The organism is Citrobacter sp. RHBSTW-00599 (assembly GCF_013784065.1).
Classification (GTDB): Bacteria; Pseudomonadota; Gammaproteobacteria; order Enterobacterales; family Enterobacteriaceae; genus Citrobacter; species Citrobacter braakii.
The window spans coordinates 1,759,818-1,776,264 of sequence record NZ_CP056717.1 but is presented as its reverse complement, the minus strand read 5'-3'; the positions used below and the strand labels follow the sequence as shown (position 1 = coordinate 1,776,264).

General features: G+C 52.3%; 14 protein-coding genes. 7 read left to right on the top strand and 7 right to left on the bottom strand.

What is annotated here, in order from left to right:
- Window positions 1-2: 2 nt before the first annotated feature.
- Both fruK and fruB read right to left on the bottom strand, forming a co-directional pair.
- A complete protein-coding gene (gene fruK, locus HV243_RS08505) occupies window positions 3-941 on the bottom strand; it encodes a 1-phosphofructokinase (protein ID WP_003834544.1) in 939 nt (312 codons plus the stop codon).
- Entirely contained in the window at window positions 941-2,071 is a 1,131-nt protein-coding gene (fruB, locus tag HV243_RS08500; RefSeq protein ID WP_016156988.1) for a fused PTS fructose transporter subunit IIA/HPr protein, read from the bottom strand. The genes fruK and fruB overlap by 1 nt, the downstream gene beginning before the upstream one ends.
- A 368-nt stretch (window positions 2,072-2,439) precedes the next feature.
- On the opposite strand from fruB, the gene setB reads away from it, so the two are divergent.
- Window positions 2,440-3,621: a sugar efflux transporter SetB gene (gene setB, locus HV243_RS08495; RefSeq protein WP_016153738.1), complete on the top strand. Its 1,182-nt coding sequence runs from the start codon at window positions 2,440-2,442 to the stop codon at window positions 3,619-3,621.
- Here setB and HV243_RS08490 read toward each other — a convergent pair.
- Window positions 3,618-3,872: a YkgJ family cysteine cluster protein gene (locus HV243_RS08490; protein WP_016153739.1), complete on the bottom strand. Its 255-nt coding sequence runs from the start codon at window positions 3,870-3,872 to the stop codon at window positions 3,618-3,620. The two genes, setB and HV243_RS08490, sit on opposite strands and share 4 nt — an antisense overlap.
- A gap of 157 nt (window positions 3,873-4,029) precedes the next feature.
- On the opposite strand from HV243_RS08490, the gene yeiP reads away from it, so the two are divergent.
- A complete protein-coding gene (gene yeiP, locus HV243_RS08485) occupies window positions 4,030-4,602 on the top strand; it encodes an elongation factor P-like protein YeiP (protein WP_016153740.1) in 573 nt (190 codons plus the stop codon).
- A 56-nt stretch (window positions 4,603-4,658) separates the two neighbouring features.
- On the opposite strand, the gene torD is transcribed toward yeiP, so the two are convergent.
- The 3 genes from torD to torC are packed head-to-tail and all read right to left on the bottom strand — an operon-like array spanning window position 4,659 to window position 8,922.
- The gene (torD, locus tag HV243_RS08480; protein WP_047359182.1) at window positions 4,659-5,291 is read right to left on the bottom strand and encodes a molecular chaperone TorD; all 633 of its coding nucleotides are present in this window, start codon (window positions 5,289-5,291) and stop codon (window positions 4,659-4,661) included.
- Window positions 5,281-7,779: a trimethylamine-N-oxide reductase TorA gene (gene torA / locus HV243_RS08475; protein ID WP_053390084.1), complete on the bottom strand. Its 2,499-nt coding sequence runs from the start codon at window positions 7,777-7,779 to the stop codon at window positions 5,281-5,283. Before torA ends, torD begins: the two co-directional genes overlap by 11 nt.
- 3 nt (window positions 7,780-7,782) lie before the next feature.
- A complete protein-coding gene (gene torC, locus HV243_RS08470; protein WP_053390085.1) occupies window positions 7,783-8,922 on the bottom strand; it encodes a pentaheme c-type cytochrome TorC in 1,140 nt (379 codons plus the stop codon).
- Between the two features lie 165 nt (window positions 8,923-9,087).
- Between torC and HV243_RS08465 the strand changes: the two genes are divergently transcribed.
- Window positions 9,088-10,560, top strand: a complete 1,473-nt coding sequence (locus HV243_RS08465; protein WP_053390086.1) for a PLP-dependent aminotransferase family protein — start codon at window positions 9,088-9,090, stop codon at window positions 10,558-10,560.
- 45 nt (window positions 10,561-10,605) lie between these two features.
- On the opposite strand, the gene uxuA is transcribed toward HV243_RS08465, so the two are convergent.
- The gene (gene uxuA / locus HV243_RS08460; protein WP_016156994.1) at window positions 10,606-11,796 is read right to left on the bottom strand and encodes a mannonate dehydratase; all 1,191 of its coding nucleotides are present in this window, start codon (window positions 11,794-11,796) and stop codon (window positions 10,606-10,608) included.
- A 202-nt stretch (window positions 11,797-11,998) separates the two neighbouring features.
- Between uxuA and HV243_RS08455 the strand changes: the two genes are divergently transcribed.
- The 4 genes from HV243_RS08455 (at window position 11,999) to mepS (ending at window position 16,303) form a co-directional block, all read left to right on the top strand.
- Complete coding sequence (locus HV243_RS08455; RefSeq protein WP_046275465.1) at window positions 11,999-13,465, top strand: fructuronate reductase; 1,467 nt, start codon at window positions 11,999-12,001, stop codon at window positions 13,463-13,465.
- Window positions 13,466-13,584: 119 nt separating this feature from the next.
- Window positions 13,585-14,571, top strand: coding sequence for a GTP-binding protein (locus tag HV243_RS08450; RefSeq protein ID WP_016153747.1), 987 nt, complete (start codon window positions 13,585-13,587; stop codon window positions 14,569-14,571).
- 35 nt (window positions 14,572-14,606) lie between these two features.
- Window positions 14,607-15,320, top strand: a complete 714-nt coding sequence (locus tag HV243_RS08445) for a phosphatase PAP2 family protein (RefSeq protein WP_046275466.1) — start codon at window positions 14,607-14,609, stop codon at window positions 15,318-15,320.
- A gap of 413 nt (window positions 15,321-15,733) precedes the next feature.
- Complete coding sequence (mepS, locus tag HV243_RS08440) at window positions 15,734-16,303, top strand: bifunctional murein DD-endopeptidase/murein LD-carboxypeptidase (protein ID WP_003027474.1); 570 nt, start codon at window positions 15,734-15,736, stop codon at window positions 16,301-16,303.
- Window positions 16,304-16,447: the final 144 nt, after the last annotated feature.

Genomic DNA, 16,447 nt, shown 5'->3' with positions numbered 1-16,447 from the left:
TGTCAGTTAAACGGTTTTAAGTCGACACGCGCCATCATTGCGGCCAACTGAGGACGATCGGTAATGCCCACATTGCTTTGGCTTACCGCCAGGGCGGCAACAGCGGTTGCCAGACGCAGGGTGTGTTCACTGGATTCACGCATCAGCAGGCCGTAAATCAGGCCGCCAACCATTGAATCACCCGCGCCTACGGTGCTTACCACCTCGACTGACGGCGGTTTAGCAATCCACTCACCCGAAGCGTTAACCCACAGCGCACCTTCCGCGCCAAGTGAAATCACCACGTGAGCAATACCCTGCTCGCGCAACGCATGTGCAGCTTCAATCACATCTTTCATTTCTGGCAGCTTACGGCCTGCCCAGATTTCCAGTTCACGACGGTTTGGTTTCACCAGCCATGGTGCCGCTTTCAGACCGGCGACCAGTGCTTCACGACTACTATCAAAGATAATGCAAGGACACTGACTGCGCAGGCGCGTCATCCAGTCGGTGAATGCTTCCGGGCTAACGCCGGTCGGCAAACTGCCGCTGACGCACACCATGTCGAACTGGCCCAGCCAGCTCAGCGAGTCATTCACAAAGCGTTCCCAGTCAGCCGGGGTGACTTCAAAGCCGGAGAAATTGAAATCGGACACTTCGCCGTCTTTTTCGGTCAGCTTGACGTTGATACGCGTACGCCCCTGTACAACCTGAAAACGGTTGGCGATACCCAGCTCGCTGAACAACTGCTGAAAACCATCCTGGTTGTCTTTACCGAGGAAACCGCCCACCGTTACATCGATACCTAAATCTTTCAAAACCTTAGCGACGTTAATCCCTTTACCTGCCGCGTGCAGACCGGTCGTTTTAACCAGGTTCACTTCACCGCGTTCAATTTCCGGGCAGAAACCTACCAGATCGTAGGCTGGGTTAAGGGTGATAGTAGCAACACGTCTGCTCATTACGCGCCCTCCCCAAGACCCGCCGCGATGGCTTCGCCAATCGCTTTCAGCGCCTGTTCAGCATCTTCACCCTGGGCGGTAAAGCGCAGGTGATGTCCTTTCTTCACGCCTAATGCCACAACTTTCATCAGACTGCGTCCATTCGCCGGCTTGCCGGTTCCATCAAGATTTGTCACGGTAATTTCACTGTTAAATTGTTTAATCGTATTCACCAGCATGGTGCCCGGGCGGGCGTGTAAACCATGCTCATTGCGCACAATAAATTCGGCGCTCAATACATCATCAGTTAAGGCATCATCGCTGGTCAGCAGCGCCAGCACCGTTGCCGCATCGGCTTTCAACAAACGGTCAGCTTTATTATTCAGCAGCAGATCGCCAAGGCGCTTCAGCACCGCAACCGGTTGTTCGTCATTCATGGCGACGGTCACCAGCAGGGCTGCCGCTTCACCTTGTACATCGAACGCTGTTGCTGCGCGGCTGACCGCAACGGCGCTGCGCACATTGCCTTCAGCACAGTCATTCAGCCAGATCCCCTGACCGAGATTCATCGGTTGCTCATTAATGGCTCTGGCCACAAAGGTGGCGTCAACCGCGCCGACCTCTTTCAGCCGTGCGGCGTTGAGCGCCTGCAGCGTGACCAGCGAGTTGGCAACGACGTCCAGCGACAGCGTTTCGTTATCAAGCTTCAGCTGTTCGCTTTGCTTTTCCCCCATCAGCAACGCGCGCAACTCTTCCGCCGTGGTCGCAGATTTCAGCTGTTCAGCGACGGAGTCATCGCTCAGCACGTGCGTCAGCTGACGCAATAAACCGAGGTGCTCATCAGAGCTGGCGGCGATGCCGATTGCCACATAAGCAACCTGCCCTTCACCCCAGATCACACCCTGCGGAAACTGAAACACCTGCACGCCGGTTTTCAGCACCCGATCGCGGGTGTCCGTCGTACCGTGAGGAATAGCAATACCGTTGCCGAGGAACGTGGACGTCTGTTGTTCACGCGCCAGCATGCCATCGACGTAGCCTTCCGCTACGTTACCTGCCAGCACTAAGGCAGCGGCAACCTGGCGAATAGCCTCTTCTTTATTCCCGGCCTGTTCGCCCGGGTGAATATCCTGAACAGATAACTGGAACATGGTTCTCCTCTCCCGCTGATTTGAAACGATTCAGCTAACATGAGAAAAAAGGCGTCACCTGACTCCATCAGTTATGGCAAGATGACGCTGAAACGTTTCAAGAAGTCTTGCTCTTTTTTCTTCAGCACACAAGTAAAGTTGACAAATTACTTGCTGAATTTAGAGATAACGCACATTTTCTCCGCGGAGGAGAAAAAATTGCTGACGCAAAAACGGCGTCAGCTTGTCAGATTCAGCAGCGTCAGCAAGCAGCATTCTCTGACTGAAATGCTATTTTGATTTTTGATGCCGATTTTGATTTGGCTCCCTGTTTATTTTCTGACAAGCAGCGTAAACTCCGCGTCTCTTCACATTATTGATATCAAAACATGCACAACACCCCCGTAGCCGCCACACCCAAGGCGTTTGATTTAACGTCTTCGGCGTTCCTGCTTGTCGCATTTCTGACGGGTATCGCCGGTGCGTTGCAGACGCCAACGCTCAGCCTTTTTCTGACGGATGAAGTCCATGCCCGTCCCGGCATGGTCGGGTTCTTTTTTACCGGTAGCGCCGTAATCGGCATTTTGGTGAGTCAGTTTCTGGCCGGACGTTCGGATAAAAAAGGCGATCGCAAAAACCTGATTGTGTTTTGCTGCGTGCTGGGGATGTTGGCCTGCGTGCTGTTCGCCTGGAACCGTAACTATTTTATTCTGCTGTTTGTCGGGGTATTCCTCAGCAGTTTTGGTTCGACCGCCAACCCGCAAATGTTTGCTCTCGCCCGCGAGCACGCCGACCGTACGGGTCGGGAAGCCGTCATGTTCAGTTCAATATTACGTGCGCAGGTTTCGCTGGCTTGGGTGATTGGCCCGCCGCTGGCCTACGCGCTGGCCATGGGGTTTAGCTTTACGGTGATGTACCTCAGCGCGGCGGTGGCGTTTGTTGTCTGCGGCGTAATGGTCTGGCTGTTCTTACCCTCGATGAGTAAAAATGTGCCTCTCGCGACAGGCGCGGTAGAAGCCCCGCGCCGCAATCGACGCGACACGCTGCTGCTGTTTGTTATCTGCACATTAATGTGGGGGACTAACAGTCTCTATATCATTAATATGCCGTTGTTTATTATCAACGAACTGCATCTGCCGGAAAAGCTGGCGGGCATCATGATGGGAACTGCCGCGGGGTTGGAAATCCCAACCATGTTGATTGCCGGATACTTCGCGAAGCGTCTGGGCAAACGCCTGTTGATGAGAATCGCCGTTGTCGCCGGATTTTTCTTTTATGCCGGCATGCTGTTGGCCCACTCTCCGGCGATATTGCTTGGCTTACAGCTGCTGAACGCGATTTACATCGGCATCCTCGGCGGGATTGGCATGCTCTATTTCCAGGATCTGATGCCGGGACAAGCGGGTTCAGCCACAACTCTCTATACAAATACCATTCGCGTGGGCTGGATTATTGCCGGATCGTTGGCGGGTATTGCCGCTGAAATCTGGAACTATCACGCGGTATTCTGGTTTGCGTTGGTGATGATCGTCGCCACCGTCGCGTGTCTGACGCGCATCAAAGACGTTTAAGGTGCGGTCAGCGCCTCGAGCTCGATGAGATAGACCATGGCCTGGTGCGTCGTCTGTCCGCACATTTCCGCACTGGGCTGTAAACCGGCGCACACTTTTGGCCGCAGAGGCGAAGCAAAAATTTTACAGCGCAGGGATTCATCCAGTTGAACGCATGGTGTGTTAGCGGGCTTGCCATCAGGCATGCCGGGGATGGGACTGGAAATTGAAGGCGCGGTGCAACATGCACCACAATCCGGACGGCATTCCATACAGTACTCTCTTTATCGTAAACCATCGGATTGTGCAGGAAGCGCACAGTAACACCTTTTGGGCACCAGCAAAAGCATCAATTCCGCTTGCCTGAATGCCCCGGCGCGAGTAGTTTTACGCGATATTTTAGACACTCCTCATTACAGGATTTTTTCGATGCCAAGAGCGAACGAAATTAAAAAAGGTATGGTACTGAATTACAACGGCAAACTGCTGATTGTAAAAGATATTGATATTCAATCACCAACCGCACGTGGCGCCGCCACGCTGTACAAAATGCGTTTTTCTGATGTTCGTACCGGTCTGAAAGTTGAAGAGCGCTTCAAAGGTGATGACATCGTTGATACCGTCACCCTGAGCCGTCGTGGCGTTGATTTCTCCTATGTCGATGGCAACGAATACGTCTTCATGGATAAAGAAGACTATACCCCGTATACCTTCACCAAAGACCAGATCGAAGAAGAATTGCTGTTCATCCCGGAAGGCGGAATGCCGGATATGCAGGTACTGACCTGGGACGGCCAGCTGCTGGCGCTTGAACTGCCGCAAACGGTAGACCTGGAAATCGTTGAAACGGCTCCGGGCATTAAAGGCGCGTCAGCAAGTGCACGTAACAAACCAGCGACCATGAGCACCGGTCTGGTTATCCTGGTTCCTGAATATCTGAGTGCAGGTGAAAAAATCCGTATTCATATCGAAGAACGTCGCTACATGGGCCGCGCAGACTAACTTTTCTGCTGCGACAGCGGTGAAAAGGGACAGCATTTGCTGTCCCTTTGTTCTTTTCAGCCCTGGCTGCTGAGGTAAAAATCATCCACCAACAGAGATTCCAGATACAGCTCATCCTCACGCATAAAATGCGTTATGACGTTAACCGCCTGAGGATAAACCCCCTCTTCGTCCCGGTGTAAACAACTTTCCCGTAGCAGGGGTGCCCAGCACATAATGTGATGATGCAAAAAGTAATATTGCGCCGATAACGTCTCCTTTTTGGTAACCATTCTCGCCATCAGTGCCAGCTGTACAGCAATATGGTCGGCAGGCTCGTTGTCCTGCGGTGTCAGCCCATACTCGACTAACAGCACATTCATTTCCTTGCGTTCTTCAGGCGCGGTCGTATGCGGATAATGCCCCGCATAGGGAGAAACGCCGCCGGGAGGTGCCAGTAAAAACAACGAGGCATAGTCCGCCGCCAGCTCCAGCTGTCGGCTTTCCCGGCGCAGCGCCCGAACGAGACTACGTTCCAGGTTTTTAACATCAACGGATAACCCAGGGATAGCCGTCAACGACGCCAGCCACTTTCGGCTTTCCCCACTTTCCAGACGGATGAGTTGCTCCTCGTCCAGCTCGCGGAACAGCAGTTGCGAAAACCACTGGTACACCGCCGCCCGCTGTCGATGAATGTGATTATGCTGCACTTGCCCCCTCCTCTTTCACAACCTCCGGCCCGCCAAAGCCCGTGACCTGCGGGGCATTCTCCTGGTACCGCTCCACCTCGACCAGCACCGTATGCGCCGAAGGCCCCTGCGCCAGTTGTGATGTACCGATATCCGCACTCAGCACATTCGGATCGCCATAAGTGCATAGTGTGCCCGCTTTCCCACCTTCCTGCGGCGAATACCACGCGCCTTCGTGAATCCGGACGACGCCAGGCGCGTAATCCGGACTGATCACCACCCCGGCCAGTACCTGGCCTCTGGCGTTAAACACGCGCGCAATATCCCCGGCTTTCAGGCCACGTGCGCGGGCATCCGACTGGCTCATGTACAGCGGCTCTCTTCCTGCCACCGCATAGGTGTTGCGAAACGCCTCGCTTGAGCACAGCTGAGAGTGCAGACGTTTATCCGGATGGCAGGACTGCAGATGCAGCGGATATTTATCTGTTTTGCTGCCATGGGTACGCTCAAAAGGTTCCATCCACACCGGATGCCCCGGGCAGTCATCGTAGGCAAAGCCCGCGATGGTTTTGCTGTAAATTTCAATCAGACCAGAGGGTGTTCCTAACGGGTTGATATCCGGCTGTTCGCGAAATTCTCCATGACGCACCCACGGCTTCCCGGCAGGATATTCAATGTATCCTTCGCCCTGCCAGAAGCTCTCGAAGTTCGGCATACTCACGCCAAGGGACGCTCCCGTTTTCGCGCCCTCATCATAAATGGCTTTTATCCACTGCATTTCATCCCGCTTTTCGCGGTATGTCTCTTCCTGACCAAAGCGTTTGCACAGACCGGCAAAGACATCAAAGTCATGTCGCGCTTCAAACTGCGGTTTAACCACCTGATGTATCGCCATCAGCCCTTTATTCGAGTGTGTACCGAACTGCTCAATGTCATTACGCTCATAGCGCGTGGTCACAGGCAGGACGATATCGGCAAAACGACAGGATGCTGTCCACTGATGATCCAGAACGACCACGGTTTCCAGCTTCTTCCACGCTTCGATCATGCGGTTACGATCCTGCTGCGCATGGAACGGATTGGCAGCGCTGAAAATCGCCATTTTGATATCAGGGAAAGTTAATGTTTCACCGTTGAAAGCGATCTTTTTGCCTGGCGCCAGCAGACAATCGATCATTCGCGAGGTAGGAATATGCTCTGAAGCGCCGCGGAAATCCGCTTTGTATTTCGCGGCCGGGGGATTATTGATGCTCCCGAGGCCGGACAGGACAGGACCGGCAGAAGTGACCGTCCCGCCGCCGTTATAGTGCCAGCCAAACCCTACTCCGCCGCCCGGCAAGCCAATTTGTCCAACCATGCTGGCCAGCACCACCAGCATCCACGGATACTGCTCGCCATGGTGCATACGCTGCACGCACCAGCCGCCCATAAACTGTGTCCGGCCTTTGACCAGCAGGCGGGCGAAGTCGCGGATCTGCTCCGCCGTCAGGCCGCATATTTCCGCCGCCCATTCGGCGTTTTTCGGCTGCTTGTCGCTTTCCCCAAGCAGATACGGCAAGAACTGTTCAAAGCCCACGGTATAATCGTTAATGAACGCCACGTCATACAGTTTTTCTTCGTACAGGGTATGCGCCAGCGCCAGCAATAACGCGACATCCGTTTGCGGTCGTAGCGCCAACTGCTCACAGCCTAGATAGTTTTGCGACTTGCTACGCACCGGATCAACGCTGATAACGCGCATCTTACCCTGCGCAACCGCTTCTTTAATCTGCTGCCAATAGCCAAACGCATCGTGATCGGGAACCAGGAACTCGATCTGCAGATTCTTGATAGGATCGCAGCCCCACAGCACGATGGTTTGGGTATTTTCGATAACCATCGGGAGTGACGTTTGCTGCTCATAAACTTCCAGCGAACCAATCACATGCGGCAAAATCACCTGCGCTGCGGCTGCCGAGTAGTCGCCGACGGTCGTTACATAGCTACCGTGCAAGCCGAGTCCCCGATCCATCGCGCCGCCGGCCTTATGAAATTTGCCAACAATTTGCCAGTCCGCCAGCCCGGTAAAGACACCAGAAGATCCGTAGGTCTTTTGTACTCGTTCAAGCTCTTCATAGAACAGATCCAACGCCTGATCCCAGCTCACACGGACAAAGCGATTATCGCCGCGCTGGTTGCGATCTGACTTTTCACGCTTGCGCAGCCAGTCCAGCCGCACCATCGGGTAGCGCACACGCGATGGGTTGTAGACCACTTCACGCACCGCATTCAGCATATCGCAGGGGTATTTGTCATGTTTGAAGGGGCGGGTATCGACCCATTCACCGTTCACGACTTTGGCTTCAAAAGCGCCAAAGTGCGAGCCAGACTGGATCCATTGCTCCGGGTTTTCACCCGCTGCCCAGACCTTTGAGATCAGTGGATTTGGCCCTAAAGCGCTGACGGCACCGACTGCCAGCATTCCACTTAAAAACCGTCGACGTGACGGATTAAAATCATGAATATCCATAAATTATCCTTTTGAATTGTTAGGTTGAGGTATATCGCTGGCGTGAGTCTGGAGATATTTCAACAACGTACGGTCTTCCACCGGATTAAGCCGGTAGTAGGTGGACATGGATTTCAGTCCGGCGATCCAGCCATTCGCGGAATAACGGGTCGGCGGCGGCGTGCTGTGGCAAGCGCTACAGGTGGATTGCAACATCTGATCGGCGTATTGCCAGAGGGGGTCAATATTGTCGGTAAAACCCTCCGCCGAACTCCAGGCCATCACGCTTACCTGCTGCCACTCCTGATGTGACTCCGGCTCAACCTGTGTTTGCTCAACCTTCACATTGCTCATCAGCGAGGCATCTAATACGGCAGCAAAAACGCGTTTACCCATATACTGGGTAATCACCCGTCCCCGTCCTTTGCTTTCCCGCCAGCCGGTCAGCTCTATCTGAACGTTTTTCCCTTCTCTTTTCAGCACACGCACTTGCGTTGCCGGGTACAGCATGGCTTTACCTGCCGGACTCTCTGCTGTCGCAGTCAGTGATTTTTCGCCTAACGAATACAGCTTCGTCGCCGTGGGTAACTGCTCTCCCTGACGCTGCAGCTGCTTGTAACGATCGCGAAAACCGCTGCTCATATCGGGTTTGTGATGGGCAATGCCTTTGTGACAATCGATACAGTTACTGTCTTTTGCCGCCGCCGCGGTCATTTGCGCCGCTGCATTTGCCGATTGCTTGCCGTGATCCATCGCCTCATAGCTATGGCAGGATTTACACGCCGCTGAATTATTCGCGCTCATGCGCGCCCATTCTCGCTGGGCCAACTCCGCCCGCTTTGCGGCAAATTTTTCCGGGGTATCGATCGAAGGAGAGATAAAGGTGTGGTAGAGGTCGTTTAAGGCTTGCGTTTTACGAACCAGCGTTGGGACGATGCCTGGCGGAATATGACAATCCTTACACTCCGCACGCACACCTGAAGCATTACGAAAATGCACGCTGGTTTTATACTCCTCGCCAGATGTGCGCATCGAGTGACACGATAAACAAAACTCGGTAGAACTGGTGTAATGAACGCCTTGCCACGTTCCCCAAATAGCCAGGGCCATTGCTACCGCCCCGGCGAATGCGCACCATAGTGCGTTTTTTCTTATCCACGACATGCTTGCCTCCATTTTTTTAATAGCGACACGCTAAGGGATAATAAAAATCAAAAATAGAGACAGCGAAGGCAGATTATAGGAACAGCATCCACTCTATGAGGTTCGTCAAATAGTAAAGAGCAGAAGTCCGTAATATAATTACCATCTATAAATAAGGAATTTCTCATGCTCAAACTGACTCTCGATAGAGAAAGCCGGACTCCGCTGCAGTTGCAGATATTTCAATTTTATTTACAGGCCATTCAGCGGGGTGATTTGCTGTGTGGAGATAAACTCCCCTCTATTCGCGAGCAGGCTCAGGCATTGAACATTGCCAAAATAACGGTGGTGATGGCCTATGATAAGCTGGTGGCGGCTGGATTAATTAAGAGCCGACACGGCATTGGCTATGAGGTGATATTCACCACGCCTGTACGTGTAACCCCAGCGCATGTGTCCGTACCCCAGGGCTCTCCGCCAGTAACACCAAAAGCGGCCGGGGTCTCTACCGATGTTTACGCAGAGCCTGGGCGGGAGTGCTACTGCCGGATGGGCGTCCCCGATCCCAATGCTTTTCCCTGGGCAAGCTGGCGAAAATGGAATAACGCGCCAAGCGTACTTAAAGAGCAATTGTTTACCCGATATCATTCATCAAATGGATTATTTTCACTGCGTGAGCAACTAGCCAGGTACCTTAATTTATCTCGCGGCATTAATACCCGGGCGGAGAACATCATCATTACCAATGGGATTCAGGAAGGATTGTCGCTGCTCAGTCAAATATTTATTGTTCATCATGCCGTCAGTCAGCAAAAAAGGTGCCACGTTGTGGCCGAATCCCCTTGCTATTCTGGCGCATGGCATCTGTTTAATTATTACGGTGCAGACATTACGTCAATTGCTGTAGATAACCACGGGCTGCAAACAGATAAATTACCCGAATATGAAACCCAGCTTTGCTATGTGACTCCGGCTCACCAGTATCCAATGGGAAGCGTCCTTTCGCTGGAGCGCCGTCAGTCATTATTGACGTGGGCGCAGCGCGTCGGCGCTTATATCCTTGAAGACGACTACGATGCTGTTTTTACCTATGGCGAGAACCCCCTTCCTGCACTGAAAGCTATGGATTATCACAACCGGGTTATCTACATGGGGACATTTTCCAAAACGCTGGGGCCGGGAACGCGTCTTGGCTATCTCATTTGTCCTGATGAACTGCTCCCGGCAGTAAAGAATATGAAAGCGCTCAACAACAACGGCAGTCAGTGGCTATTGCAGCAATTTTTAGCCGAATTAATGCAAAATCAGGTGTTTTACTCGCACATCAGCAAGCTGGCCTGCAACTATGCGGCGCGCCTCAATCTGTTACGCGATGGCCTTTCTGTTCTGTTTCCGTCAGGGAAAATCGCTGGCGCAACGGCGGGTCTGCACCTCTCGTTACGCGTTGACAGACACCCAGATATGATAGCCAGGCTGCAACAGCGCTGCCTGCTGGCAGGGATCCGCTTTGACACTCTGCCAGATATAGAAAATGGCTCAGGTGCCGCATGGCGTAGGGAGAATAGCGATGCTGTTATGTTTTTCGGGTTTGGCGGATTGCAGATACAGCAGATCAAAAAGGTGCTGTCGGTACTGGAGCAGGCGCTAGCGCAGCCTTGATGAATTTCAGGGATCGCGCCTGCGGCACAATCCCTGTTGTTAACCTTACAGCAGATCGCGGAACTGCGTTTGTTTTAACGCCAGCTCAACGCCGCGAACTTCCGCCAGCCCTTTCAGGCGACCAATCGCGGAGTAGCCTGGGTTGGTTTTCTTGTGCAGGTCGTCAAGCATCTGGTGTCCGTGATCCGGACGCATCGGGATAGGACGCAAATCGCCCGCCTTTTTACGGCGCTGTTCTTCGCTCAGGATGGCAGCAACCACCGATACCATATCCACATCGCCTTGCAGGTGCGCACCTTCGTGGAAGGTTTTCGGGTTATCTTCACGGCAGGTGGAGCGCAGATGCGTGAAGTGGATTCGATCGCCAAAGGTTTCGATCATTTTCACCAGATCGTTATCGGCGCGCACGCCGTAGGAACCGGTGCACATGGTGAAACCGTTATTGATGCTGTCGACGGTTTCTTTCAGCCACTGCATATCTTCGATAGTCGAAACAATGCGCGGCAGGCCGAGGATCGGACGCGGCGGATCGTCAGGGTGGACAGCCAGACGCACGCCGACTTCTTCCGCCACAGGCACAATCGCCCGCAGGAATACCGCCATATTATCGCGCAGATCGTCTTTGCTGATGCCGTCATATTCAGCGAGGCGCGCACGGAACTGATCCAGCGTATAGCCCTCTTCCGCACCGGGCAGGCCGGCAATGATATTGCGGGTCAGCTTTTCGATATCGGCATCGCTCATAGCATTGAAGTAATTCAGCGCCTGCCGTTGTTCTTCTGCGGTGTAATCCGCTGCGGCGCCTGGGCGCTGAAGAATATGCAGTTCGAAGGCCGCAAAAGCAATCTGGTCAAAACGTAGCGCTTTGGAACCGTCCGGCAGCTGATATTCGAGATCGGTACGTGTCCAGTCGAGGATCGGCATGAAGTTATAGCACACGGTATCGATGCCGCAGGTCGCCAGATTACGGATACTCTGCTGATAATTGGCAATCCACGTTTGGTACTGGCCTGAACGCGTTTTGATATCTTCGTGGACAGGAATACTTTCCACCACCGACCAGGTCAGCCCTTTTTCAGCCAGAATAGCCTGACGCTGTTGAATCTCTTCTACCGGCCACACTTCACCGTTGGGAATGTGGTGCAAGGCGGTCACAACACCCGTTGCGCCAGCCTGACGCACATCATCAAGCGATACCGGATCGTTAGGTCCGTACCAACGCCAGGTTTGTTCCATTGTTTCACCCCACAAGTTGTTATACCAAATTAAACTATCTGAATGACGACTACCATACAGCCATCCCGGAGATGTTCAACAGATGGCCTATCATTGATTGATCCAGCTCACATTCCCCGGATAAATGAGGCACACCAATTCAATTTGCTGTCATATAACTTTATACTGCCATTGTTAATTAATGGTTAATCAGGTGTATTTAATGAAAACTATTGCCTCAGCGCCACTGGCGGAAAATGTCATGATGCCGCAGTACGACCGCCAACAATTAAAAACGCGGATTGTACATTTTGGTTTCGGTGCTTTTCACCGCGCCCATCAGGCGTTATTAACCGACAGGGTGCTGAACGCGCAGGGCGGAGACTGGGGGATTTGCGAGATTAGCCTGTTCAGTGGCGATCGGCTGATGCGTCAGCTTCGCGAACAGGATCATTTATTTACCGTGTTAGAAAAAGGGGCTAACGGCAACCAGCCTATTGTTATCGGTGCCGTTAACGAATGCCTGAACGCCACGCTGGATTCGCTGGCGGCCATTATTGAAAAATTCTGCGAGCCTCAGGTCGCGATTGTCTCGTTAACCATCACGGAAAAAGGCTACTGCATCGATCCGGCGACGGGTTCGTTAGATCTCTCTAATGCGCGTATTATTCACGATCTGCAGACACCGGCTGAACCGCACTCCGCCCCCGGTATAATCGTAGAAGCGCTGCACCGCCGACGTGAACGTGGACTGCAGCCGTTTACCGTCCTTTCCTGCGATAACATCCCGGACAATGGTCATGTGGTAAAAAATGCCGTATTGGGGATGGCGGAAAAACGCTCTCCTGAGCTGGCGCACTGGATCCAGGAACACGTCAGTTTCCCGGGTACTATGGTGGATCGGATTGTTCCCGCCGCCACCGAAGAGTCGCTGGCTGAAATCGCCCACGAGCTTGGCGTTGCCGATCCTTGCGCAATCAGCTGCGAGCCGTTTATTCAGTGGGTGATTGAAGACAACTTTGTCTGTGGTCGTCCGCAATGGGAAACCGCGGGTGTCCAGATGGTTGAAAACGTCTTGCCGTGGGAACAAATGAAACTGCGGATGCTGAACGGCAGCCATTCGTTTCTCGCTTATCTCGGCTATCTGGCCGGATTCCAGCACATCAGCGACTGTATGCAGGATAGCGCATTTCGTGAAGCCGCTTACCGGCTAATGCTCACCGAACAGGCCCCCACGCTGCAAATTACCGATGTTGATTTAAACCAGTATGCCTTAAGCCTGCTGGACCGCTTTGCCAACCCGGCGCTGAAACACAAAACCTGGCAAATCGCGATGGATGGTAGCCAGAAATTACCCCAGCGAATGCTGGAAGGGATCCGCGTGCATTTAGCACGTCAAAGCGAGTGGCCGCTGTTGGCGCTCGGCATCGCAGGCTGGATGCGCTACGTGAGCGGTGTGGATGATTCAGGCGCTACGATTGATATTCGTGACCCGCTCAGTGAGAAAATTGCCGCTCTGGTGGCACAGAGCACTGAATCAGAACGCGTCAGCGCCCTGCTTTCGCTGCATGAGATTTTCTCCGCCGATCTCGTACAGAATCCGCAGTTTGTCGCGGTCATTCAGCAGGCCTGGCAACGTATTGCCCAATACGGTGCACATCAGGCTGTCATTGAAACGTTAAAAAATTAACGATTTCTGCCATTAAACAGGACGAAGCACGTCTTCGTCCCCTCACCCCTTCTCTTTTTCCCCATTTTTCGCCAGGATTGTTAAATGCCATTACGGTAATTTATGATTCTGGAGTAATTGTGACTAAAACCAATCTCATCACTGGTTTTCTCGGCAGTGGCAAAACCACCTCTATTCTTCATCTATTGGCGAACAAGGATCCCGCAGAGAAGTGGGCCGTGCTGGTCAATGAGTTTGGTGAAGTAGGTATTGATGGCGCCCTGTTAGCCGACAGCGGCGCATTACTAAAAGAGATCCCCGGCGGCTGTATGTGCTGCGTTAACGGTCTACCGATGCAGGTTGGCCTCAATACGCTGCTGCGTCAGGGAAAACCCGATCGATTGCTGATTGAACCCACCGGCCTCGGACACCCCAAACAAATTCTGGATTTACTCACCGCACCGGTTTACGAACCGTGGATCGATCTGCGCGCGACCCTCTGTATTCTTGACCCCCGGCTGTTACTGGATGAAAAAAGCGTCGCCAATGACAATTTCCGCGATCAGCTGGCCGCCGCAGATATCATTGTTGCCAATAAAGCCGACCGCGCCACAGCGGAAAGCGAAAACGCCTTGCAAACATGGTGGCAACACTACGGCGGTAATCGCCAGTTGGTTCATGCCGACCATGGGCAAATTGACGGGCAGTTACTGGATTTACCCCGACTAAACCTGGCAGAGCTTCCTGCAAGCGCAGAGCACGCCCATAGCCATGCAGACAAAAAGGGACTGGCGGCATTGAGTCTGCCGTCACAGCAGCGCTGGCGGCGCAGCCTGAACAGCGGCCAGGGCCATCAGGCCTGCGGTTGGATTTTTGACGCCGATACGGTGTTCGATACCATCGGTCTGCTGGAATGGTCTCGTCTTGCCCCCGTGGGGCGCGTGAAAGGTGTCATGCGTATAAAGGAAGGGCTGGTGCGCATTAACCGCCAGGGAGACGACTGGCATATTGAGACGCAAAACGTCGCGCCACCGGATAGCCGTATTGAACTCATCGCCGATACTGAGACCGACTGGAATACGCTACAGAGTGCATTGTTGAGACTTCGTTTAGACGCTAACGCGTAAGGTTGCCTTCGTTTTTATAGCAATGGTAAACGATGATGAAAACCCGATACCCTCTTATTCTCCTACTCAATATTGCGGGACTGGCGCTGTTTCTGTCCTGGTATCTTCCTGCCGGACATGGGATCTGGTCTTCATTGGATACGGGCGTTTTCCGCTTCTTTAACCAGAAACTGGTGGAAAGCCCGCTGTTCTTGTGGATTGTTGCTATCACCAATAACCGGGCATTTGATGGTTGCTCATTGCTGGCAATGGGCGCCTTGATGCTGCATTTTTGGCTGAAAGAAACGTCGGAAGGTCGCCGACGCATTGTCGCTATTGGCCTGGTTATGCTGCTCACCGCAGTGGTATTAAATCAGTTAGGCCAGGCGCTTATTCCCGTTAAACGCGCCAGCCCTACTCTGATGCTGGATAATATTTATCGCGTCAGCGAACTGCTGCATATTCCGACTAAAGATGCGTCCAGAGACAGTTTCCCCGGCGATCACGGTATGATGCTGCTTATTTTTTCCGCATTTATGCTGCGTTATTTCGGAAAAGTAGCCGGAATAATCGGCCTTATTATCGCTGTGGTTTTTGCCTTTCCACGCATAATGATTGGCGCTCACTGGCTCACCGATATCGTGATCGGTTCCATGACTGTCGTCTTGATTGGTCTGCCCTGGTGGCTAATGACACCGTTAAGCGACCGATTAGTCACTCTGTTTGCGAATTATCTGCCCGGTAAAAATAAACATTTTTTAAACAAATAACGCACAGTAATTAACATCATCAGGGAAAACTCTGATTCCCTGATGATGCTTGTCGATATTTCATCATTCTGGCTGTCATTCTCCCGTCATCTTATTCATCTTTAAAATGATTGGGTTGCGTCTTTTTTATCCCGATTGTTCTTAATTTAGGCAATGCCGGTTATTCACTTTCTGTATCAATTTTTCTTATAAGAAATCACGTAAATTCACTCGCAATGACCGGACCGATCGGGTAATCTCGAACTCGTTTTGCCTCGCGGGATAATTATTCTCTTCAGGAATAAATTTGTGCGTTCTGCCACAGATTTGACCTTAAAGAATTGTCTCATCGTGCGATGGTAATTAGTCTCGTCACGTTTGGCATTTTTTATAACGATATTTATCGTTAAGGACTTCAAGGGAAAACAAACAAAATGGTCAAATCTCAACCGATTTTGAGATATATCTTGCGGGGCATACCCGCGATAGCAGTTGCGGTTCTGCTTTCTGCATGTAGCACAACGAACACCGCCAGGAATATGCATTCTGAGACGCATGCTGTGGGCAATGGAGATAACTCTTCACTGCAAGCCTCTCAGGATGAATTTGAAAATATGGTCCGTAATATCGATGTTAAATCACGTATTATGGACCAGTATGCTGACTGGAAAGGCGTGCGTTACCGCCTTGGCGGCAGCACCAAAAAAGGTATTGATTGTTCAAGCTTCGTACAACGTACGTTCCGCGAGCAATTTGGTTTAGAGCTTCCTCGCTCAACCTACGAACAACAGGAAACGGGTAAATCCGTTTCGCGCACTAACCTGCGCACAGGCGATCTGGTTCTGTTCCGTGCTGGCTCCACTGGCCGTCACGTCGGTATTTATATCGGCAACAACCAGTTTGTACACGCCTCGACCAGCAGCGGCGTTATCATTTCCAGCATGAACGAACCTTACTGGAAAAAACGTTACAACGAAGCTCGCCGGGTCCTGAGCCGCAGTTAATTTCGTTTGGCAGCTATCCCTTGGCTATCCTGATGAGACATTTTGAAAAGCACTGCTTCGGCGGTGCTTTTTTTTTGCTTTGTCTTGTGACTAAGAAAAATCTCACAAGGTGAGTCATTTCAGGTTATATTCATACAGAATAAG